This is a genomic window from Phenylobacterium sp., from assembly GCF_037189685.1.
Taxonomy (GTDB): Bacteria; Pseudomonadota; Alphaproteobacteria; order Caulobacterales; family Caulobacteraceae; genus Phenylobacterium.
In genome coordinates this window covers 15293-36736 of record NZ_JBBCIT010000032.1, presented here as the reverse complement: position 1 = coordinate 36736, position 21444 = coordinate 15293, and the positions used below count along the sequence as shown (strand labels likewise).

The following is a 21444-nucleotide window of genomic DNA, read 5'->3' as shown; positions in this document are numbered from 1 at the left end:
TCAGGCGGCGAGGGGAACGCCGTCCAGGGTGATCCGGTGCATCAGGCGATAGTGGCCGTGATAGTCGTTCATGGCGAAGTGCCAGGTGCAGCGGTTGTCCCACACCGCCATCGTCCCGGGCCGCCAAGCGTAGCGCGCGACGAAGCGCGGCTGGATCGCATGGGCGTACAGTTCGCCCAGCAGCGCGGAGCTCTCGTCCGGGGCCAGGCCGAGGATCTCCCGCGTGAAGGCCGGGTTGACGAATAGCGCCTTACGGCCGCTGCCGGGGTGGATGATGACCACAGGATGGACGGCCTCGGGCGTGTCCGCGTGGCCCGAGAGGACGGCATGGTCGGTGGCGGCGTAGGCGCCGCCCTCGCCGAAGACGTGGGCCGAGGCGTGCCGCGCCCTCAGGCCGGCGATCCGGGTCTTCGTCGCGTCGGGCAGGGCCTCGTAGGCGGCGTACATGTCGGCGAACAGGGTGTCGCCGCCGGCGGGCGGAGTCCGCACCGCGAGCAGGACCGAGCCCATCGCGGGGGCGGTGTCATAGCTGTGGTCGGTGTGCCAGCCGCCGCCGATGTTGGACTTCTGGCCCTCGGTCTTCTCGACCTTGGCGATCTCGGGCCAGCGCTCGGTCTTCGGGAAATAGCGGTTGACCACGATGGGCGCGATGCGGCGGGCGAAGGCGATCTGATCGTCCGGGGCGAGCTGCTGGTCCTCGAAGAAGACGACGCCGCGACGGAAGACGGCCTCGCGGATGGCGTCGATCTGGGTGTCGGACGCCTTGCGTACGTCCAGGCCCCGGACCCGGGCCCCACAGCCTTCGACCTCCTCGATATCCAGGATGTCGGCCATCATCTCCTCCCTGTCTTTGAACGGATCAGGCCACGCATGCCTAGACGGAAATGTCACGATCGTTACACTAGGGGAGAATGTCGCCGGATGACCGCACCCTTGCCGAAGCGTGCCTGCGTCGCGCCGAATGGGTGCGGCAGGGCGGGGACGACCTCGTGGGGGCGCTGCTGGCCCACGGCCGAGTCGTGGCGCTGGGGCCGGGCCAATGGGTGCAGGCCGAGGGCGACGACGAGACCGGCGTGCTGGTCCTGCTGGACGGCGTGCTCCAGCTCTACTGCCAGGCGCCGGGCGACCGCGAGGTGCTGATCGGCCAGCTTCCGCCGGGCGCGGCCCTGGGCCAAACGACACGCTTCGGGGGCGGGCCGCGACTGGTGACCGCCATCTGCCGGACGGACAGCCGCATCCTCCAGGTCTCGGATCGTGCGCTGACGCGGATCGCCCATGACGCTCCACGGGTGTGGGAGGCGGTCGCGGCCCTGCTGTATATCCAACTCCGCAACCTGCTGGGGGTGGTGGCCGACATGACGGCGTTGCCGCCGCGCGAGCGCCTCGCGCGCCGTCTGGAGCTGATGGCCCGCGCCGCGCCCGACCGGACGGTCCACGCCACCCAGCAGGCGTTGGGCGAGATGGTGGGCCTGACTCGCAAGACGGCCAACGCCCATCTCGCCGAATTCGAGCGCGCGGGCCTGATCCGGCGCGCGTACGGCGTCCTTACCGTCGTCGACCCGGCGGGCCTGCGCCGCATGGCCGGCGAATGAGGGGAGGGTCGGGCGTCGGGCGCTGGCTGGGGCGGCGGCCGACGCTGTCGCTGGCGCTCGCCCTGGGGGCCGGGCTCCTGGTCTCGCTGGCGCTCAGGATGATGCCGCCGGACGGCCCGGTGCTGACCCGTACGCCCGTGGTCGCTGCGGTGCTGGACGACGCCGGTTCGCCGCGATCGGGGGCGGCGCGACCGGATGTGGTGGTTGTGGTGTTCACGGATTACCGGTGCGGCGTCTGCAAGCGCACCGACCCGGCCCTACGCCGGCTGTTGGCGGATGATCCCGGCGTCCAGGTGGTGTGGAAGGACTGGCCGATCCGCGGTGAAGAGTCGGTGTTCGCGGCTCGGGTGGCGCTCGCGGCCCATCGTCAGGGGCGGTACGACGCGGTCCATGACGCCCTGATGGCGGCCACCGGCGCGCTCACGCCCGAACGGTCGCTGGCGGTCGCGGCGGCGGCGGGCGCGGATCCCCGCCGGCTGGCCACGGACCTCGAAATCCACGCGCAGGCGCTGGACCGGCAGATCGGAGACCATAACGCCCAGGCGTTCGGCCTGGGTCTCCAGGGGACGCCGTCCTATGTCGTCGGCCCCTACCTGCTTCAGGGCGGCCTGGATGACGGCGCTCTCGTCGCGGCGGTGCGGCGCGCCCGGCGGGCGGGGCCGCCGAAGGCGCCCTGAGGCCGGGAGGGCTTCCGAATCTACGCCTGCTGGCTCCGGGTGGGCGTGACGCGGCCGTCGTCGAGATCGTAGCGGGCCGCCACGATGCGCAGCTTTCCCTCGAGGACCCGGGTCCGCAAGGGTCGGCTGCCGGCGAAGATCTCGCCCGCCGCATGGGCGGCGTTCAGCGACACGGCGGCGTCGAGCCGGTCGGCGGCGTCCGACGGCACCGCGCGGGCGGCGGGCGTGATGAGCGCGGCCAGAGCGCCGATGTGGGTGTCGCGGTCCGCCGGGTCGCCACGACCGGCCAGGGCGTCCAGGGTGGCCTTCACCGCGCCGCAGCGTTCGTGGCCCAGCACCATCACCAGCGTCGAGCCCAGGTGCAGGGCCGAGTACTCGATCGAGGCCAGGACGGCGTCGTCCACGACATTTCCCGCCACACGGATGACGAACAGGTCCCCCAGGCCCTGGTCGAAGATCAGTTCGGGCGCCACGCGACTGTCGGCGCAGGTCAGGATGGTCGCGAAGGGACGTTGGGCCGAGGAGACCTCGACGCGCCGCGCCCTGTCGGCGTGGGGATGGGTGGAGAGGCCTTCCACATAGCGCGCATTGCCGTCCATCAATCGCGCCATCGCCGCCTCGGGCGTCAGCGACGGCGGCGAGGCGTGGGCGGGCGGCGCCTCGGACGCGGCGGCGGGCTTGGCCGCCTCGGGCGGCTTGGCCGTTGGCTTGGCGGGCGCCCGGGGGCGTGGCCTGGGCCGTGTTCTGGGGGTGGCCTCGTCCTCGATCCCACCTTCGGCCAGGGCGTACGCGGGCAGGGCGGCGAGGCCGGCGCCCAGCGCCCACATGAGGCGGCGGCGGCAAAGGTCAGCCATCGGTCGGATCCCTTCTGGATCGGTCGTCGTTCGGCGCCGATGAGACCCGGGAAATCCTAAGATGCGGTGTGGGGCCGGCGATTTTCATGGCCAAGCTGCGCCCGAAAAGGGCCGTCTTCCGGCGAAACCGTGCGTTCCGGTGCGAGCGTTTGGGTTGGTGGGGCCGACCGAACGGAGAGGTCCAGACATGATCCACACAGGATCGAAGGTGATGATGGCAGGGGCGCTGATGCTGGGTATGGCCGGCCTGGGCGGCTGCGCCACGAAGGGATTCGTCCGCGAGCAGACGGCCGTGGTCGGAAGCCGCGTCGATGTCGTCGAGACGCGAGTGGCGACGGTGGAGGGCACGGCCCGGGACGCCCTGGACCGGGCGACCGCCGCCGGCAAGCTGGCCGAGGGCAAGTTCCTCTATACCGAGGTGCTGTCGGACGACAGCATGAAGTTCCCGGTCGACAAGGCCACCCTGTCGCCCGAGGCTCAGGCCCGGCTGGACGCCTTCGTCGAACGGCTGATGACCGAGAACCGCAACGTCTATGTCGAGGTCCAGGGCCACACCGATTCCACGGGCGCCAAGGACCACAACTACCGGCTGGGCGAGGAGCGGGCGGAGGCCGTGCGGCGCTACCTGAACCAGAAGGGCGTGGCCCTGAACCGCATGGGGACGATCTCCTACGGCCCGGACGCGCCGATGGCCCCGAACGACAACCGCGACGGCCGTCAGCAGAACCGCCGCGTCGTCCTGGTGGTCCTGACCTGACGCGGGACCGGGCCGCGGCATGTGGGCGAAGGCGACCCGCCGCGGCCCGCGGACCGGCCCGCGTGGCGCCCGCGCGGGGGCGGCGGGGCTGAGCTTGGCCCGGCATGGCGCGCTCCTGGCCGTCGGGGCCTTGGTCGCGCCGCAGGCGCTGCCGGTCGCCGAGCCGCGCGTCGTGGAGGTCGCCCTCGTTCCTCCGCTTCCGAAGCCCGTCGCGGCGGGAGAGGCGGCGCTCGATATGCCGCCTGGCCCGCCTGACGAAGCGCCGGCCGCATCGGCGCGCGTGGTGCCGGCGCCGCGCCCGGCCCCGCCGGCGCAGAATGTAGAGGCTGCCGCGCCGTTCGCACGCGCCGCTCTGTCTGGACCGTCGACCATCGCCGACGCCAGCGGCGTCAGCGCCGCCGAGCTTGCCGGCGCCGCGCGGGCGGGTGGCGGGCGGGCGGGCGGTGGAGGGACCGGCGGCTCCGGCGGGGGCCAATGCGACATGCTGGAGCGGCTGGAGGCGCGCCTGCGCCGCGACGCCCGCGTCCGCGAGGCGGCGGGCCGCGCGCTGGCGGCCCGTCCCGGCGAGGGCGGCACACCGGCGATCCGTGTTTGGGACGGCGACTGGGTGCGCCATCCCGGCGAAGAGGGCGGCGGTCTCGCGGCGGTTCGCGAAGCGATCATCTGGGAAGTGGGCTTCGCGCCCGACGCCTGCCGCGCCCAGGCGGTGCGGGGCCTCGTGCAGATCGCCCTGGGCGAGGCCGACGACGGGCCTCGGCTGGTCCTGGGGGCGGGCGCCTGGCGCTGGTCCGACCTGCTGTCCGCCCGTGGGCGGGCGCGGAGCTGACGCCGGTCAGCGGCGGAGGCGGCTCACGCGCTCTCGTCCGACACGATGCCGTTGAGCTGCCAGCCGACCTCCTTGGCCAGCCGCTGGAAGAAGGCCGGCTCATAGGCGTTCTCGGGGTCGGCGCGGACCAGGGCGTCCATCTTCTGCGCGTCCTCGCCCACCAGGATCCGCCAGCGCTCGGCCTTCACCCCGTCCAGGATGATCGTCGCCGCCTGCGCCGCCGTGGTGGGGGCGTCTTCCAGGAAGCGGCGGGCCCGCTCGTCGGCCAGGGCCTGGATCGCCGCGTCGGGGACCTGCGAGACGTCCACGCCCATGCGGCTCATCTGCTGGCGGGCGCGGGCGAGTTCGTCGGCCGAGAGCGCGTCGTCCTCGGTCCCGCGGATCACCTTGCGCGAATTGCCGGCGATCATGGTGCCGATGTGGCCCGGCATCACCACCGAGCACCTGATGTGCGGCGCGTTCAGCCGCAGGTCGGTGATCAGCGCTTCGGTGAAGCCCTTCACCGCGAACTTCGCCGCCGCATAGGCCGTGTGCGAGACGCTGGGGCCCAGGCTGGCCCAGAAGCCGTTGACGCTGGAGGTGTTGACGATGTGCGCCTCGTCGGCGGCCAGCATCATCGGCAGGAAGGTTCGCACGCCGTAGTAGACGCCGCCCCAGCAGACGTTGAACGTCCGCTCCCACTCGTCCCGGCCGTCGGCCACGATCGAGCCGCCGCCGCCGATGCCGGCGTTGTTGAACAGCAGGTGCAGCTTTTCCGCATCGTGCAGCTTGGCCGCCTCGTCCCGGAAGCGGATCAGGTCGGCCTCGCTGGACACGTCGGCGACATGGGCCGTGATCTTCGCGCCCTGGGGCACGCCGTCGGCCTGGCAGAGCGCGATCGTCTCCTGCATGGCCTTGTCCGAGACGTCGCACATGGCGACGCTGCATCCCTCGGCGATGAGCTGCCGGGCCAGTTCGCGGCCCATGCCCGTGCCGCCGCCCGTCACCACGGCGAATTTGCCGGCGAAGTCCTTCATGGCCGTTCCTCCCGTTCTTTCGCAGGACGATAGCGCCGGGCGCTGGCCGCGTAAGCCGTCACCCGACGTCAAGATGCAGGGCGACGGCTCAGTAGATCAGGTGCGGGGCGCGGGCCTCTTCCCAGGCCGCCTCGTCGGGCCAGGCGAGGGCGTCCAGGTCGCCAGGGTCGGCGGCAGGATCATCCACCCATTCGCGTAAGCCCGGCCCGCCGTTGATCATATCGATGGCCAGGCGGTCGTTGACGTACTCGTAGGGGAAGTCGCGCCAGAGCGTATAGTCGGGCTGCAACTGCCGGATCGCCTTGAAGCCGAGCGCCTGCAGTCGCCAGGGCCGGAAGGCGGCGTGCTCGTAGCCCGGCCCCTCGGTGTGGATCTGCACCCCGGCGCAAAGCTTGCCGACATGCTTGTGGAAGGTGGGCTCGAACCAGCAGTCGCGTAGGGCGCAGCCTTCCAGCCAGCGGGGCGCGAGCGCCCGCATCCCGGCGATCACGGCGCGGGCGTCGATGTCGGGGGCCCCGAACAGCTCCAGCGGGCGCGTCGTGCCGCGGCCCTCCGAGAGGGTGGTCCCCTCCAGCATCACGGTGCCGGCGTAGGCGCGCGCCATCCAGAGGTTCGGCGCATTGGGGCTAGGGTTGACCCATGCCCGTTCGCCCAGCGGCCAGCCCCAGCCGGGCGCGGCCCCGGGGTCCCAGCCGGTCATCTCGATGACGCGATAGTCCACGTCGAGGCCGAAATGGGCGACGAACCAGCGGCCCATCTCGCCCATCGTCAGCCCGTGGCGCATGGGCATCGGGCCGGCGCCGACGAAGCTCTCGTGGCCCGGCATGAGGGTCAGGCCCTCGACGGGCCGGCCGACCGGGTTGGGCCGGTCCAGCACCCACACCGCCTTTCCGTGCTTCGCGGCCGCCTCCAGCACGTAGAGCAGGGTGGTGACGAAGGTGTAGATGCGGCAGCCCAGGTCCTGCAGATCGACCAGCAGGACGTCGAAGCTGTCCATCATGGCGTCGGTGGGCCGGCGGACCTCGCCGTAGAGGCTGAACACCGGCACGCCGTGGACCGGATCGGCGAAGTCCGGGCTCTCGACCATGTTGTCCTGCTTGTCGCCACGCAGCCCGTGCTGGGGGCCGAAGGCGGACGAGAGCATGATGCCGGGACAGGCGGCCAGGGCGTCGAGGCTGTGGGTCAGGTCGGCGGTGACCGAGGCCGGGTGGGCCAGGAGGGCGATTCGACGACCGATCAGCGGCTTGCGCAGTTCGGGCTCGGCGAGCAGGCGGTCGATGCCGAAGTTCATGCGGCCTCCGGTTCGGGCAGGGGGGCGGGCGGGGGGAGTTCGACGACGAAGCTGTCGGCGTGGTGGAAATCGGGCCGGTCCGCCGCATGCGCGACGGCCCAGTAGCCGTGCCGTCCGTCCGCCGTCTCGACCACGGCGGTCAGGCTCGCGCGCCAGGGCCGGTCGGCCGGCAGGCCAGGGGGGAGGGCCAGCCGGGCGTCGAGGACGAGGCGCCCTTCGCCGGCGTCCACGGCGACGGCCGGGGGAGCCATGTCCGGGTCGGCGGCGCGCTCGCGATAGCCCGTGAAGGCGTAGGCGGCCCACTCGCCGGACGGCGAGAGATTGAACTCCAGATAGCCGGTCTGACCGGGCACCCGCAGGAACACCTCAAAGCAGGTGCGACGCCAGAGGTCGTCGCGGCGGGCAGGCGCGGCCGGGGGCGGGATCGCCAGCGCCGCCAGGTCGCCCGAGAGGACGAACCGCACGTCCAGGCCGCCGTTCGGGCCGTCCGGGCGCCGTGTGGCCGTCGCCGCGATGTCCGCCACCGGCGTGTCCGGGGACGGAGCGGCCGAATCGGGATGGCGCCGCAGTGGGAGCATGGCCTGCCGATAGCATCGAGGGCGGAGGGCCGCCTACTGCGGGGATGACGCCGGGGATGACGCTGGGGGCGACGGCGGGGACGAGGTCGAGGAGGGCGGGATCCGGTCGCCCGCGGTGGGTGCGACACGAAGGCCGTAGACCGACTGGCGGCCGGTCGCCAGGTCGATGGTCACGAGGTTGTCCACGCTTTCGGGCCGCCAGCCGCGCCGACGAACGACGGGTGGCTCGTCGCGGGCGCCCAGCAGCACCAGGGTCGTCTCGCCGGGCATGACCGCCTCCAGCGACTCGAGCGGGAGATCGGCGGTCCAGGCCGGCTTGCCGCTGGGGCCGGTGACCCGGGTGAGGCGCAGGCGGCTTCCCTCGCCCAGGCGGTCGCGATGCAGCGCCAGCAGGCTGTCGGGCTTGAACAGGAGGATCGGCGTGTCATGGCAGCAGCGGCCGTCCTGGAGCAGGCCGGCCGTCAGGAACTCGGGCCCTTCGGGCAGGGGAGTGAAGTCGCTGAACGTGGGGCGCGGCCCGAAGAAGGTGCTCCGCGATCCGACCCGCGCCGACCAGACCTGCGTGCGCGGATAGCGCGTGGGGTCCACACCGCCGATGACGCCGGCCTTCTGGAAACCCTCGACCTCGGGTTCGGCCAACAGACCCAGCCAGCGGTCCCCGACCCTGAGGCCGCGGCTGTAGAACGCCCAGGTCCCGTTGCCGCCGGCCGTCCGCGCGGGCAGGAACACGCCGGCCTCGGGGGCCGCGCGCTGGGCGTCGAGGTTCAGGCGCGGGCCGTCGGGCGCTGTTTCCGCGCCCTTTCCGGTCAGCCGCCAGTCGCGTCCGTCGGCGGCCGTGAACGACAGGCCCTTGGGGTCGAAGCGGATGTACCGCGCCTCGGACGGGACGACGCCGCGCAGGGCGGGGTTGGCGGCCTCGAACGCCGCGGCGTCGGCCGTGACGGCGCCGGTCGCGGGGTCCAGCCCCAGCAACTGCCGGCCGTCGAGGAGCCAGAGCACGCCGCCATGAACCCCCAGCAGGGTGCGGCCCATGTTCACGCCTGCGCGGTCGTCGGCGATGCGGCGGCGCCAGACCGGCTGGCCCGTCGCGCCGTCGAAGCCCCAGACATCGACGTAGAGCCGCGTGTAGGAGGTGCGGTTGGTGCGGCCCGCCGACCGGAAGGTATGCCACTGGCTGGTCAGCAGCATGACGCGCTCGCCCGCCGGGGTCGTGGCGCGGACGGGCGGTCCCTGCACGTCCGCCACGCTGGGGATCGCGCCACGGCCGACGATGGCGAAGACGACCACGCCGACGACCAGCAGGGGCAGGCCCACGGCGAGCAGGAAGGCCAGCAGCCGGCGGCGTCCCGCCCGCCCCGGTCGCGTCACGATCGATCCCGCCATGCCAGCCCTCCCCCGGCCCTGCGGAGCGAGGGTCCGCCGAGGCATGAGGATAGCGGAGCACGACGTTCGGCGGGCGGCAATCGCAGGACGCGCACGCTCCCTCTAGCCAAACGTGACTGATCGGCGTTCACTGTCGCTACAGAACCAGGAGGAACGGTATGGCCGACGGGCATGTCGCGGGGATCACCAGGGAACAGGCGCGGGCCGAGGCCTATTCGCTGCCGATCGAGAAGCTGGACCCGGCGCAGCCTGCGCTGTTCCAGGCCGACGCCATGTGGCCGATCTTCGAGCGCCTCCGTGCGGAGGACCCGGTCCACTACACCGAGGAGCACGAGTTCGGACCCTACTGGTCGATCACCAAGTACAACGACATCATGGCGATCGACACCGACCACAACCGGTTCTCGTCCGACTTCATGAAGGGCGGCATCACCATCGCGGGCGGCCAGCAGAACATGGATCCGCTGCCGATGTTCATCGCCATGGACCCGCCGAAGCACGACGTCCAGCGCAAGGCGGTCTCGCCCGCGGTGGCGCCCCACGCCCTGAACGAGATGGCGCCCCAGATCCGCGAACGCGCCGGCAAGATCCTGGACGGCCTGCCGATCGGCGAGGAGTTCGACTGGGTCGACCTCGTCTCGAAAGAGCTGACGGCCATGACCCTGGCCACGCTGTTCGACGCGCCGCAGGCGGACCGTCGCAAGATCACCTACTGGTCCGACGTGGTCACCGCCGCGCCCATGCCGGGCGCCATCGTCGAGACCTTCGAGCAGAAGATGCAGATCTTCACCGAGTACCACGCCTATTTCACCGAGCTGTGGAACCAGAAGGTCAACGCCCCGCCCAGCTTCGACCTGATCTCGCTCCTGGCGCACAGCCCGGCGACCCGGGACATGGAGCCGCGGGAGTATTTCGGGAACATCGTGCTGCTGACGGTGGGCGGCAACGACACCACGCGCAACACCATCTCGGGGTCGATCTACGCGTTGAACAAGAACCCGGACCAGTACGCCAAGCTGCGCGCCAATCCCGACCTGATCTCGTCGATGGTGTCGGAGACCATCCGCTGGCAGACTCCGCTGGCGCACATGCGGCGCACGGCCGTCGAGGACGTCGAGTTCCGGGGCAAGTCGATCAAGGCCGGCGACAAGGTCGTGATGTGGTACGTCTCGGGCAACCGCGACGACGAGGTGATCGAGAACCCGAACGCCTACATCATCGACCGCGAGCGGCCGCGCCAGCACATCTCGTTCGGCTTCGGCATCCACCGCTGCGTGGGCAACCGGCTGGCGGAACTCCAGCTCCAGATCATCTGGGAAGAGATCCTGAAGCGGTTTCCCGAGGTGATCCTGGTGGACGAGCCCAAGCGGGTCTACTCGAGCTTCGTGAAGGGCTACGAGACCCTGCCGGTCGTGATCCCCAGGCGGAACTGACGGACGCAGATCTCCCACCAACCCAAACGGAAAACACGAACGGGCGGCAGCGCCCGGTCCTTCGACGCCGCGAAGCGGCGCCTCTCGAATTGAAGGAACCACGGAAAACACAGAAGGCCACGGAAGGCGAAGCTGCGATTTCCGTGTCCTTCCGTGTTTTCCGTGGTTTCCATGACGGAGCCTCCGCTCGCGCGGAGGCTCGGGCGATGGCCTCCCTACCGCGCCGCGGCGATCCAGGCGTCGACGCGGGAGTCCAGGACGTCCAGCGGCAGGGGGCCGGCCGACAGGACGACCTCGTGGAAGGCCCGCAGGTCGAACTTCGGCCCCAGGGCCTTCTCGGCCCGGGCGCGCGCTTCCGAGATCTTGAGCTGGCCCACCTTGTAGCTGGTCGCCTGGCCGGGGAGGGTGAAGTAGCGGTCGATCTCGCTGTCGATATCGCGGTCCGAACTGATCGTGTTGTGGCGCATGTAGTCGACCGCCTGCTCGCGGCTCCAGCGCTTGTGGTGGATCCCGGTGTCGAGCACGAGCCGGGCCGCCCGCCAGATCTCGAGGCTGAGGCGGCCGAAGTCGTCGTAGGGGTCCTGATAGAAGCCGGCCTCCTTGCCCAGGGCCTCGGCGTAGAGGCCCCAGCCCTCGATATAGGCTCCCTGGAAGGCGTAGCGCCGGAAGAGCGGCAGGTCGGCCTGTTCCAGCGAGCGGGCGATCTGGAAGTGGTGGCCCGGCGCGCCCTCGTGGAAGGCGATGGCGGGAAGCTGCGGCTTCAGCACCTGGTTCATGTCGGACAGGTTGACGTAGAAGATTCCGGGCCGCGAACCGTCGGCCGCGCCCAGGTTGTAGAACGCCACGGCGGCGGTCTTTTCGCGGAAGGGTTCGACGGCGCGAACCTCCAGGGCCTGCTTCGGCAGGGTCGAGAACTGGCGGTCGGCCACGGCCATGTAGTCGGCGATGACCTTCTTGGCGTCGGCCAGGTACTGCTGCTTGCCGGCCTCGGTATTGGGGTACTTGAACTGGGCGTCGGTGCGGATGTGGGTAAAGAAGTCTTCCAGCGAGCCCTGGAAGCCCACCTTCGTCTTGATCGTCTCCATCTCGCCGCGGATGCGGGCGACCTCGTCCAGCCCCTTCTGGTGAATCTGGTCCGGCGTCATCGGTGTGGTGGTGTAGAAGCCCACCATGTCGGCATAGAACGCCGCGCCCTCGGGCAGGGCCCAGACACCGTTCACCGCGGCGGCCTTGGCGGACATCGCCTCCAGCGCGCGGATATAGCGCGTGTAGCCGGACTTCCACGGCCCGGTCAGCGCCGCCCGAGCCGCATCCAGCAGCCGGGTCTTGTCGGCCGGCTCGGCCTTCAGTGTCTCGACCTTCTTCTTGAAGTCGGCCCAGACGGGATGATCGGGGCCGGCATCGAAGGGCGCGCCCCTGAGCTGGTTGCGCGCGTCCGGGATCACGCGGGGAAAGACGAAGGCGGGCGGCAGGAAGCCCCGCGCCGTACGCTGGTCCAGGTCGTCGGCCGCTTCGCCGGCCACCCGCTCGACGGCGCGCAGGCGGGAGACATAGGCCTCGGCGTCGGCGACGGTGTCGACCCGGTGGGTGTTGATGAGGAAGACGGGCACGCCGTCCAGCGGTCCGCCGAACGAGGCGACGGCGTAGGTCTGCCAGTACCATCGGAACTGGGTCTTCTGGTTGGCGACCGACTTCTCGAACAGTGCGAACGACAGCCGGGAGGCCTCGTTCAGTTTGGCCGGATCGAACTCGCGCCGCATCTGGGCGAGGCGGCTTTCGGCGAGGTCCACGGCTTTCTTCTGGCCGGCGAAGGTATAGTCGCCCAGTTCGCCGTAGCGTTCCTTCAGGCCGATCTGGCTCAGGGTCTCGGGACTCAGCCGGGCGACCTCCATGAAGGCGCCCTGGAAGAAGGCGGCCAGGCGGGCGTCCTCGGACTGCGCCACGGGCGTTGCGGACGGCGGCGTCGTGGGCGCGGGCTGGGCCAGAAGCGGGCCGGCGATCAGGGTCGCGGTGAGCGCCAGGACGGAACAGGCTGTGCGGTTCATGTGACCCTCGGAAACGATGTGTTGGTGAGGCTTAGGAGCCGTCGGGGATCGCGCGAAGTGAAATCTGCTCGATCTCGCCCGCAGGGTGAGCGGGATCAGGCGGGGAAGCCGGCGATGTGGTTCAGGCGCGCCCAGCTCGCGCGGTGGCGGGCCGGTTCCCGGACGGACGGGACCAGCATCTGACGCCAGCGGGTCTCCGCCGCTCCGGCCTCGGTCCAGCAGGCGGCGATGGCGGCGTCCAGCGCGTCGCCTTCGGGCGATGCGTCGAGCCGGGCCTGGAACCGGGCCTCCAGGGCGTCGCGCTCGGGCGCGATGGCGGCCAGGGCGGCGGTGAAGTCGGGCAGGGCGGCGCGGTGCAGCGCCTCGTGCCGCCACCACAGCGACGCCGTGTCCGCCCGGTCGGTGGGGGGCGGGCCGAAGGGCGGCGCCGCCGCGCCGAACACGACGGGCTTGAAGACGCTGATGCAGGGCGCCGAGGTTCCGGTGACCCAGTGGACGGCGCGGCCGGGCCGCAGCTCGCTGACCATCGAGGCCACCGACTGGCTGCGGCGCGGGCCGCAGGAGGCGTGCATGCAGATCGTCCGGTGGCGGGTGTTGGCCGGGCTCCAGCCGTGATCGTCGCCGTGATCGCGCAGGATGGCCCGCATCGTCGCCGGGGTGATGGCCGGGGCGGCGCGGTCCAGCAGGGCCTGGCCCCGGGCGCAGCGCCCGCGCCCGAAGCTCACCGCGTCGCGCGCCGCGTCGATCAGGCTGGCGGCGACGTCGTAGCGCTCAGCCCGCGCCAGGCCGGGGCTCAGGGCGTCGTGGTCGTCGCCGATGGAATAGGCGTTGGAGAGCGCCCGGCGGTCGCGCACCCGTCGCCAGGCCCAGTCGCGGCCCACCGTCTCCAGCACATAGGCCTCGGCCGGATCGGCGATGATGAAGCCGTTGTGATAGTAGAACCGGCCCAGGTGGCCGCAGTCGCCGCCCTGGCCGTGCGTCTCCAGCAGGTCGACGATCACCTCCAGCGCCTCGCGCGCGGTGGCGGCGCGCTCCAGGCCCAGCCGGACCAGGTCCATGCCGGTCAGCGCCCGGCGGCGCGGCGCGGGCGTGCGCGCATGCAGCGCCTCGTTGCCGATGACCACGCCGTTGTCGTTGGCGCCCATCTCGGCGCCCCACATCCAGAACGGCCGGCTGAGCAGGCAGGCGTGGGTGCGCGCGACGTCGGGGATGGTGACGTAGGTCAGGCGCAGCGGCGCGCCCGCCGGCCCCGCCCGCGCGGGCGACAGCTCCAGTCCCTGGGCCTCGTTGCGCTCGCGGTCGCTGTTCTTGGCGAACAGCACGGCCCCGCGGGCGGTGGAGGGTGCGAGGCTGACCAGGGTGTCGCACATGTCTCAGGCCGCGGTCTTCAAGGGGCGTCGCACGGCTTGATGTCGGCCGGTTCCGGCCGGTCCGTCGGCGCCTCGAACACGGCCAGGTAGCCGACCCCACCCGTCATCGGCGCGGTGCGGATATGGCGATAGCCCACGGCTTCGAACTCGCACTTCAGCAGGGCGGGCGGGGTGCCGTGCCGGTCGATGGGCCGGTCCAGGTCGATGACGCCCACCTGGGCCCCTGGCTTCAGCGACGTGGCGAGGTTCCAGAGCAGGGCGTAGGGGCTCTCGACCTCGTGGTACATATGGACCATCACCGCGCGGTCGACCGACGCCTTGGGCAGCTTGGGGTCGTCGGGCGTGCCCACGACGATGCGGACGTTCTTCAGGCCCCGGCGCTCGGCCTCGCGGCGCAGGCCCGAGACATAGGCCTCGACGATGTCCTCGGCGTAGACCACGCCCTGCGGCCCCACGGCCGGCGACAGGCGGAGCGTGTGGTAGCCCGAGCCCGCGCCGATGTCGGCCACGGCCATGCCCGGCCGGATGTCGAGCCCGCGGATGAGCTGGCCCGACTCGTCGGCGGCGTCGCGGTCGGGGCCGGACGACCATTCGGGCGCCACGATCCCGGCCACCGGGCGGTCGGCGACGGGGAAGCCGGCCGCGTCGCGGGTCGGCGCAGGCGAGGCCTCCGCCTCGGGCGGGTCGGCCACCGGCGAGCAGGCGGCCAGCAGCGTGGCGGCGATCAGGGCGAAACCGAAATGCATGCGCCATCTTCTCAACCCGAATCCGGGCGAAATTCCAGCCCTGGCGACGTGCACGCCGATGAAACGGAACGGGAACGTGCTATAGCGCCCCGATGCCCGACGCCGCGGGACCCGACACCGACGTGCTGCCGCCCCGGTTCCGGGCGTGGTTCGCCAAGCGTGGCTGGGCGCCGCGACCGCACCAGCTCGAGATGGTCGCCAAGGGCCGGGCGGGGCGCCACGCGCTGCTGATCGCGCCCACCGGTGGGGGCAAGACCCTGGCCGGCTTCCTGCCCAGCCTGGTCGAGCTGTCCGAGCGGCCGCCGGCCAACTCACCGCGGGGGTTGCACACCCTCTACATCTCGCCCCTGAAGGCGCTGGCCGTGGACGTGGAGCGGAACCTGAACGCGCCCATCGCCGAGATGGGCCTGCCCATCGTCGCCGAGAGCCGGACCGGGGACACGGGGCTGGCGCGCCGCCAGCGCCAGCGGGTGAGGCCGCCCGACATCCTGCTCACCACGCCCGAGCAACTGGCGCTGCTCTGCGCCTGGGAGGGCGCGCGGGCCTATTTCGAGGGCCTGCGCTGCGTGATCCTCGACGAGATCCACACCCTGCACGGCAGCAAGAGGGGCGACCTGCTGGCCCTGGACCTGGCGCGGCTGCAGGGGCTGGCGCCGGAGATGCGCCGCGTGGGCCTGAGCGCCACGGTGGACGACCCCGACGTGATCCGGGCGTGGATGGCATGGCATGGGCGTCGCGCCCCCTCCAACGCTTCGCGGTCCCCCTCCCCCATTGGCATGGGGGAGGAGCGGGGCCCCATCGCTCCTCCCCCGCTTGCGGGGGAGGTGTCACCCCGGACTTGGTCCGGGGTGACGGAGGGGGCGCTCGCCGCCATCGACCTCGTCCGCGGCCCGCCAGGGGCCGAGCCGGTGGTGGACCTGCTGCTGTCCGAGGGGCGCGTGCCGTGGGCGGGGCACACGGCGCAGCACGCCATGGCCGAGGTCTATGACGCGATCCGCCGGGCGCGCATCGCGCTGGTCTTCGTCAACACGCGCTTCCAGGCCGAGTTCGCGTTCCAGGAGCTGTGGCGGCTGAACGAGGACGGCCTGCCCATCGCGCTCCACCACGGCAGCCTGGCCGCCGAGCAGCGGCGCAAGGTGGAGGCGGCGATGGCGCGGGGCGAGCTGCGCGCCGTGGTCTGCACCTCGACCCTGGACCTGGGCATCGACTGGGGGGACGTGGACCTCGTCATCCAGCTCGCCAGCCCCAAGGGGGCGTCGCGGATGGTGCAGCGGATCGGCCGGGCCAACCACCGGCTGGACGAGCCCAGCCGGGCGCTGTTCGTGCCGGCGAACCGGTTCGAGATGCTGGAGTGCCAGGCGGCGCGCGAGGCGATCGCCGAGAACCGGCTGGACGGCGACGCGCCCCGGACCGGCGCGCTGGACGTGCTGGCCCAGCACGTCATGGGCTGCGCGGTCTCCGAGCCCTTCGATCCGCTGGCGCTCTACGACGAGATCCGCTCGGCCGGGCCGTATCGCGACCTGTCGTGGGAGGACTTCGAGCAGGTGGTCGATTTCGTCTCCACCGGCGGCTACGCGCTCAAGACCTACGACCGCTTCCGGCGCATCGTCCGCGGCCCCGACGGCCGCTGGAAGGTGCGCGACCTGGCCACCGCCCAGCGCCACCGGCTGAACGTGGGCGCCATCGTCTCCCCGGCCATGCTGGCGGTGCGGATCGCCATGCGCGGCGGCCGCGGCGGGCGCAAGATCGGCGAGGTCGAGGAGGGCATGCTGGAGATGCTGGACCCCGGCGACACCTTCGTCTTCGCGGGCCAGATCTGGGAACTGGCGGGGATCACCAACATGGACGTCCTGGTGCGGCCGGCGCATCACCGGGACCCGAAGATGCCGTCGTGGGGCGGCTCGAAGTTCGCGCTCTCGACCTACCTGGCCCGGCGGGTGCGCCAGCTCATGTTCGACCAGTCGCACTGGGCGGTGCTGCCCGACGACGTGCGCGAATGGCTGGAGCTCCAGCGCGACCGCTCGATGATCGTGCGCGAGGACGAGCTGCTGCTGGAGACCTTCCCCCGCGGTCGCCGCCACTTCATGACGCTCTATCCGTTCGAGGGACGGCTGGCGCACACGACGCTGGCCATGCTGCTGACGCGGCGGCTGGAGCGGGCGGGCGCCGGCCCGCTGGGGTTCGTCTGCAACGACTACGCCCTGGCCATCTGGGCGCTGGAGCCGATGGACGGCCTCGATTTCGACGCGCTGTTCGACCAGGACATGCTGGGCGACGACCTGGAGGCGTGGCTCGACGAGAGCTTCATGATGAAGCGCGCCTTCAAGGGCTGTGCGATCATCTCGGGCCTGATCGAGCGGCGATTCCCGGGCGCCGAGCAGAAGACGGGGCGGCAGATCACCTTCTCGACGGACCTGATCTACGACGTGCTGCGGCGCCACCAGCCCGACCACCTGCTGCTGCGCTGCGCGCGGGCGGACGCCGCCACCGGCATGATCGACGTCGCGCGCCTGGGCGACATGCTGGCCCGCATCCAGGGCCGTATCCGGCACGCCGGCCTGGACCGGCTGTCGCCGTTCGCCGTGCCGCTGATGCTGGAGCTGGGCAAGGAGCGCTCGCCCGGATCGGCCGGCGAGGCGATCCTGGCCGAGGCCGAGGAAGACCTGATCGCCGAGGCCATCCGATGAACGACGTGACCTTGGCCGGGTCCTACATCTTTTCCGCCAGGGCGTGCGGCGGGCTGCACGTTCGCCTGGGCGAGGTCGGCGTGGTGATGCGCGCTTCCGGCGCCCTGTGGCTGGAGACCGAGCGGATGCTCGTCGTCGCGGACCTTCATCTCGAAAAGGGCAGCGCCTACGCGGCGCGCGGCCAGATGCTGCCGCCCTACGACACGCGCGAGACCCTGGAGCGGCTGGCGCGGGAGGTCGAGGTCCTGGCGCCGGCCACCGTGGTCCTGCTGGGCGACACCTTCCACGATCGGCGCGCCGAGGGGCGGCTGGATGGCGGGGACGTGGCGCGCCTGACGGGGCTGGCGTCGCGCCGGCGGCTGATCTGGGTGACGGGCAACCACGACGAAGACGGGCCGGTGTCGCTGCCGGGCGACGTCGTGGACGAACTCGCGACGTCGGGCCTCGTGTTCCGGCACGAACCGCGCGCCGGCTTCTGCGCGGGGGAGGTGGCGGGCCATCTGCATCCCGCCGCTCGCGTGGTGGCGGCCCGCGGAAGCGTGCGGCGACGCTGCTTCGTGACCGACGGGTCGCGGGCGATCCTGCCGGCGTTCGGAGCCTATGCCGGAGGCCTGAGCATCCGCGACATCGCCTTCGCCGGGCTCTTCGCCCGCCCGCCTCTGGCCGGCGTGCTGGGCGCGAGCCGGGTCCGCGCCGTGGGCTGGCGCCGGATTGCGCCCGACTGAAGCCCGCCGCCCCGAACCCGGTCAGGCGGCGAGGTAGAGCGTCGGCTTGGCCAGATGAGCCTCGAAGTCCTTGAACATGGCGACCACCTCGTCCGACGACGCGCGCAGCGGCGCGCCCGGTGGGAACCGGTAGCGCCAGTAGCTGGCGACGTGGGAAATCATGCCGATACGCTCGCCCAACTCCAGGAACAGGTCGGGGGCCGAGAGCAGGAAGTCGCGGAAGGCTATGGCGTCGCCCCGATCGATGAGGCCCGAGTAGGCCTCGTCATAGGTCTGCAGACCCTGGCCGACGTCCCGGCAGCAGCCCTGGATGCTCTTCTGGATGCGTCCGCGGGCGCCTTCGAGGAAGGCCGCCGCCTCCGGGGCCGGATGCTCGTTGGTCTGCAACCGGGCGATCCCGCGGATCACGTCCTGGAGATTGTCGAGCAGCGAGGCCAGGGACCATTTGTAGTAGAGGAAGCCCTTCCAGCTGAAGATCCCCTGCCGATAGGACTTGGGCTCCAGCCGCAGCGTCAGGCGCAGGGGCTCGAGCCGTTCGTCCACGTCGGCCGCCAGCATGATGTCGACCAGCTTGGCCGTGGACGCCCGCTGGCTGCCAGCCCCGCCCCCGCCGTAGGCCCGCTCGATCAGCCGGCCGATCTCGGCCTGGACGAACAGCCGCATCTGCTCGCGGTCCCCCGGCGAGATCGCGAAGTAGCAGTCGGCCGGCCGGAACCCGAGGCGGCCGAGGTGCTCCCGCAGCAGGAAGGGGTCGAACGACGGCAGGGTGTCGAGGCATTCGAGCAGCCGCCGGTCATGGACGCTTTCGTCCTCGGCATCGGCGATCTGGTCCAGCAATTCCAGCCAGCCGGTCTGGCCGATCAGGAACGAGGCTCCGCCGGCCGCCAGATTGCCCGGGTCGAGCGGCACGACGACCTTGGTGGCGGTCCCGCGTCCGCCGTCGAGCATTTCGGGATCGTCCGGCCGCAGGCGATGCTTGAGCACCAGCGAGCGGTTGAGTTGGGGCGCGAGGAAGAACGGGCGGTCGTGGTACTCGGGCAGGTGGGCTGACGTGTCCGCCACGAACGAGAGGTTGAGGACGCGCGTGGTCGAACCGCTCTTCCCGAGCGCGGCCAGACTTCGGTAGGGCTTGATCGCAGCCTTCTTCTTCATCACGCGGGTCTTACGCAGGGCCGGACGCCCTGGCGGGGCCTTAGGGCGCCGGGCGTTACGGTTGTCTGAAGTCGGCGGCGGAAGGACGCTGATTCGGCCGAGGGGTCAGACCCGCATCGCCGTCTCGAGCGCCAGGCCCAGGGAGATGCAGGCGGACACGGTGACGGCCGTGGAGAGGGCGGGATAGCGCGAGGGGGCGTCGGGGGCGTGGTGGTCGAACAGCCACTGGAGCAGGAAGGCGGCCAGGAATCCCCCGAGAATCCAGCTGTCGGGCGCTGCGCCGCGGGCCAGCAGGATGACCCAGGCCGCCACGGCGCAGAGCGCGGAGAACGCCTGGCGCATCCATCGGGGCCGGGGTTCGCGGGTCTCCAGCCCCCAACGGACGCCGCCCAGGAACGACAGCACCGCCGTCGAGCAGACTAGAAGGGTGGTCAGCGCCGGCCGCGAGACATCGGGCGGACCGTAGGCGTACAGCAGCGCTGTGACGGGGAACGGCGCCAACGCCAGCAGGGCGATGGCCCAGAGTGTCGCCGGAATGGACTCCGCCCGCCGGGCGGGCCGCACGTCTTCCATGAGCAATCAGTCTCTCCGGAACACCGCCGAGGCCGCCCAACCGGCCGCCAGCGCGAACGCCATGGCTGCTAGACCGTATGACCATGGCCTGTCATGGGCCCACACGTAAAGAGCCCGTTCGAGGCCGACCTTCTCGACCGTGAGGGTCCGGGCCCGGCTGGAGACCGGCCGGCCGTCCTGGAACAGCAGAATGTCGGCGCGGTATTCGCCCGTGGGCGCGCCCGTCGGCAGGGCGATCTCGGCGCGGAACAGGCCGCGGTCCACGAAGCGCACGCCCTGCTGGTCCTCATGGTAGAGGCCGGCCTTCTCCTTCAGCCGGACGACGGCTCGGCGCCAGTCGTAGTAGTCGGGTCCCAGGCGGCTCACCACCACGTCGCGAACGCCGTATCGGGTCTCGACCCGCTGCTCGGCCGGGGCGTTGATGGTCAGGTGGTCCACCCCGGCGCCCAGGCGGCGCAGCGTGCTGAAGGTCGCGATGTCCTGCAACGGCCGGTTCGAGGCGGCGCGGTAGAAGCCCGGCGCTCCGTGGAACACGACCGGCCGGCTGTTGAGCCACAGGCCGGCGACCTTCTGCTTTCGGGTCAGGCGCACCGCCTGCTCGGGGCCGCGGACCATCACGACCACGTCGGTGGGCTGGTCGCCCGTATCGAAGACGGCGCCGTAGAGCACGATCCGGGCGCCGCGGAAGTCCGATTTCACCTGCACCGTGGTGGTGGTCAGCGCCGCGGAGATGGCCGGCGCCCCGACCGCGGCCGGCGGAGTCGCCACGGGTTGGGCCGGGGGCGGCGGCAGGTCGGTCATCCGTTCGCCCCCGCCATCAGGACGAAGGGCTCCTCGGGCGTCAGGAACAGGCCCAGCCCCATGCGCAGGCCCACGACGAGGACGATCAGCGCGAGGATCGCCCGCAGTTCCTCGGCCCGGAACCGGTACGAGGCGCGCGCGCCGTACTGCGCGCCCACGATGCCCCCGGCGATGAGCAGGATCGCCAGGACGATGTCGACGGTCTGGTTGCGCCCCGCCTGGAGCACCCCGGTCAGCGCGGTGGTGACGATGATCTGCAGCAGGCTGGTGCCGACCACCATCCCGGCGGGCATGCGCAGGATGTAGACCATGGCGGGCACCAGGATGAACCCGCCGCCCACGCCCATGATGGCCGACAGGACGCCGACGAACGCCCCCAGCGCCAGGGGCGGGATCACGCTGATGTAGAGGCGCGAGCGGGGGAACCGCATCTTGAGCGGCAGGCCGTACAGCCAAACCGGCCGGCGGTCGCGGCGGGCAGGGGCCGTGTCGCCCCGGCGCCGGCGTAGGATGGCGCCGACGCTCTCCACCAGCATCAGGCCCCCGATCACGCTGAGGAACAGGAGGTAGGAGACCGAAACCACGAGGTCGGCCTGGCCCAGCAGTCTCAGCCAGCGGAACAGTTCGACACCCGCGATCGCGCCCGCGACGCCGCCGGCCGCCAGCACGGCTCCCATGCGAAGGTCCACAGCCCGCTTGCGGCCGTAGGCGATCACGCTGGACATCGAGGAGGCGGCGACGTGGTTGGCCATCGTCGAGACCGCCACCGCGGGCGGAATGCCGAAGAAGACCAGCATCGGCGTCATGAGGAAGCCGCCGCCGATGCCGAACATGCCGGAGATGAAGCCGACCAGAGCTCCCAGCGCGACGATCATCGGTGCGTTGACCGAGACTTCGGCGATGGGCAGGTAGATATCCACGGCGCCGGCCTAGGCCGC

General features: G+C 71.6%; 20 protein-coding genes. 7 read left to right on the top strand and 13 right to left on the bottom strand.

Features of this window, described 5'->3' with window-relative positions:
- On the bottom strand, window positions 1-834 hold the full coding sequence (locus WG212_RS18075; RefSeq protein WP_337188511.1) for a TauD/TfdA family dioxygenase: 834 nt from the start codon (window positions 832-834) through the stop codon (window positions 1-3).
- A 77-nt stretch (window positions 835-911) separates the two neighbouring features.
- On the opposite strand from WG212_RS18075, the gene WG212_RS18070 reads away from it, so the two are divergent.
- Window positions 912-1592, top strand: coding sequence for a Crp/Fnr family transcriptional regulator (locus WG212_RS18070; RefSeq protein ID WP_337188510.1), 681 nt, complete (start codon window positions 912-914; stop codon window positions 1590-1592).
- Window positions 1589-2269: a DsbA family protein gene (locus WG212_RS18065; protein WP_337188509.1), complete on the top strand. Its 681-nt coding sequence runs from the start codon at window positions 1589-1591 to the stop codon at window positions 2267-2269. The genes WG212_RS18070 and WG212_RS18065 overlap by 4 nt, the downstream gene beginning before the upstream one ends.
- 20 nt (window positions 2270-2289) lie before the next feature.
- Here the strand turns inward: WG212_RS18065 and WG212_RS18060 are convergent, their stop codons facing one another.
- The gene (locus WG212_RS18060; RefSeq protein ID WP_337188508.1) at window positions 2290-3123 is read right to left on the bottom strand and encodes a carbonic anhydrase; all 834 of its coding nucleotides are present in this window, start codon (window positions 3121-3123) and stop codon (window positions 2290-2292) included.
- A 187-nt stretch (window positions 3124-3310) separates the two neighbouring features.
- On the opposite strand from WG212_RS18060, the gene WG212_RS18055 reads away from it, so the two are divergent.
- Both WG212_RS18055 and WG212_RS18050 read left to right on the top strand, forming a co-directional pair.
- The gene (locus WG212_RS18055) at window positions 3311-3880 is read left to right on the top strand and encodes an OmpA family protein (RefSeq protein ID WP_337188507.1); all 570 of its coding nucleotides are present in this window, start codon (window positions 3311-3313) and stop codon (window positions 3878-3880) included.
- A 94-nt stretch (window positions 3881-3974) separates the two neighbouring features.
- The gene (locus WG212_RS18050) at window positions 3975-4706 is read left to right on the top strand and encodes a hypothetical protein (protein ID WP_337188506.1); all 732 of its coding nucleotides are present in this window, start codon (window positions 3975-3977) and stop codon (window positions 4704-4706) included.
- 23 nt (window positions 4707-4729) lie between these two features.
- On the opposite strand, the gene WG212_RS18045 is transcribed toward WG212_RS18050, so the two are convergent.
- From WG212_RS18045 to WG212_RS18030, 4 genes are all read right to left on the bottom strand, one after another.
- Complete coding sequence (locus tag WG212_RS18045; RefSeq protein ID WP_337188505.1) at window positions 4730-5722, bottom strand: SDR family NAD(P)-dependent oxidoreductase; 993 nt, start codon at window positions 5720-5722, stop codon at window positions 4730-4732.
- A gap of 88 nt (window positions 5723-5810) precedes the next feature.
- Window positions 5811-7013, bottom strand: coding sequence for a DUF1343 domain-containing protein (locus WG212_RS18040; protein ID WP_337188504.1), 1203 nt, complete (start codon window positions 7011-7013; stop codon window positions 5811-5813).
- The gene (locus tag WG212_RS18035; protein ID WP_337188503.1) at window positions 7010-7537 is read right to left on the bottom strand and encodes a DOMON-like domain-containing protein; all 528 of its coding nucleotides are present in this window, start codon (window positions 7535-7537) and stop codon (window positions 7010-7012) included. Before WG212_RS18035 ends, WG212_RS18040 begins: the two co-directional genes overlap by 4 nt.
- 87 nt (window positions 7538-7624) lie before the next feature.
- Window positions 7625-8974 (bottom strand): PA2928 family protein, encoded by a 1350-nt coding sequence (locus tag WG212_RS18030; RefSeq protein ID WP_337188502.1) that lies wholly within the window; start codon window positions 8972-8974, stop codon window positions 7625-7627.
- A gap of 158 nt (window positions 8975-9132) precedes the next feature.
- Here WG212_RS18030 and WG212_RS18025 point away from each other — a divergent pair, with 158 nt between their 5' ends.
- The gene (locus WG212_RS18025) at window positions 9133-10407 is read left to right on the top strand and encodes a cytochrome P450 (RefSeq protein WP_337188501.1); all 1275 of its coding nucleotides are present in this window, start codon (window positions 9133-9135) and stop codon (window positions 10405-10407) included.
- A 215-nt stretch (window positions 10408-10622) separates the two neighbouring features.
- On the opposite strand, the gene WG212_RS18020 is transcribed toward WG212_RS18025, so the two are convergent.
- The 3 genes from WG212_RS18020 to WG212_RS18010 form a co-directional block, all read right to left on the bottom strand.
- Window positions 10623-12452, bottom strand: coding sequence for a DUF885 domain-containing protein (locus WG212_RS18020; RefSeq protein ID WP_337188500.1), 1830 nt, complete (start codon window positions 12450-12452; stop codon window positions 10623-10625).
- 95 nt (window positions 12453-12547) lie between these two features.
- Window positions 12548-13822, bottom strand: a complete 1275-nt coding sequence (locus tag WG212_RS18015) for a C69 family dipeptidase (RefSeq protein ID WP_337188499.1) — start codon at window positions 13820-13822, stop codon at window positions 12548-12550.
- 17 nt (window positions 13823-13839) lie between these two features.
- Window positions 13840-14568: a class I SAM-dependent methyltransferase gene (locus WG212_RS18010; protein WP_337188498.1), complete on the bottom strand. Its 729-nt coding sequence runs from the start codon at window positions 14566-14568 to the stop codon at window positions 13840-13842.
- A 92-nt stretch (window positions 14569-14660) separates the two neighbouring features.
- Here WG212_RS18010 and WG212_RS18005 point away from each other — a divergent pair, with 92 nt between their 5' ends.
- Complete coding sequence (locus WG212_RS18005) at window positions 14661-17255, top strand: ligase-associated DNA damage response DEXH box helicase (RefSeq protein WP_337188497.1); 2595 nt, start codon at window positions 14661-14663, stop codon at window positions 17253-17255.
- Window positions 17252-17980: a ligase-associated DNA damage response endonuclease PdeM gene (pdeM, locus tag WG212_RS18000; RefSeq protein ID WP_337188496.1), complete on the top strand. Its 729-nt coding sequence runs from the start codon at window positions 17252-17254 to the stop codon at window positions 17978-17980. The genes WG212_RS18005 and pdeM overlap by 4 nt, the downstream gene beginning before the upstream one ends.
- A 21-nt stretch (window positions 17981-18001) precedes the next feature.
- Here pdeM and WG212_RS17995 read toward each other — a convergent pair whose 3' ends face one another.
- From WG212_RS17995 to WG212_RS17980, 4 genes are all read right to left on the bottom strand, one after another.
- A complete protein-coding gene (locus WG212_RS17995; RefSeq protein ID WP_337188495.1) occupies window positions 18002-19132 on the bottom strand; it encodes a hypothetical protein in 1131 nt (376 codons plus the stop codon).
- 105 nt (window positions 19133-19237) lie between these two features.
- Window positions 19238-19705, bottom strand: coding sequence for a DUF3429 domain-containing protein (locus tag WG212_RS17990; RefSeq protein ID WP_337188569.1), 468 nt, complete (start codon window positions 19703-19705; stop codon window positions 19238-19240).
- A gap of 6 nt (window positions 19706-19711) precedes the next feature.
- The gene (locus WG212_RS17985; RefSeq protein ID WP_337188494.1) at window positions 19712-20506 is read right to left on the bottom strand and encodes a TIGR02186 family protein; all 795 of its coding nucleotides are present in this window, start codon (window positions 20504-20506) and stop codon (window positions 19712-19714) included.
- The gene (locus WG212_RS17980) at window positions 20503-21426 is read right to left on the bottom strand and encodes a sulfite exporter TauE/SafE family protein (protein WP_337188493.1); all 924 of its coding nucleotides are present in this window, start codon (window positions 21424-21426) and stop codon (window positions 20503-20505) included. Before WG212_RS17980 ends, WG212_RS17985 begins: the two co-directional genes overlap by 4 nt.
- Window positions 21427-21444 lie beyond the last annotated feature (18 nt).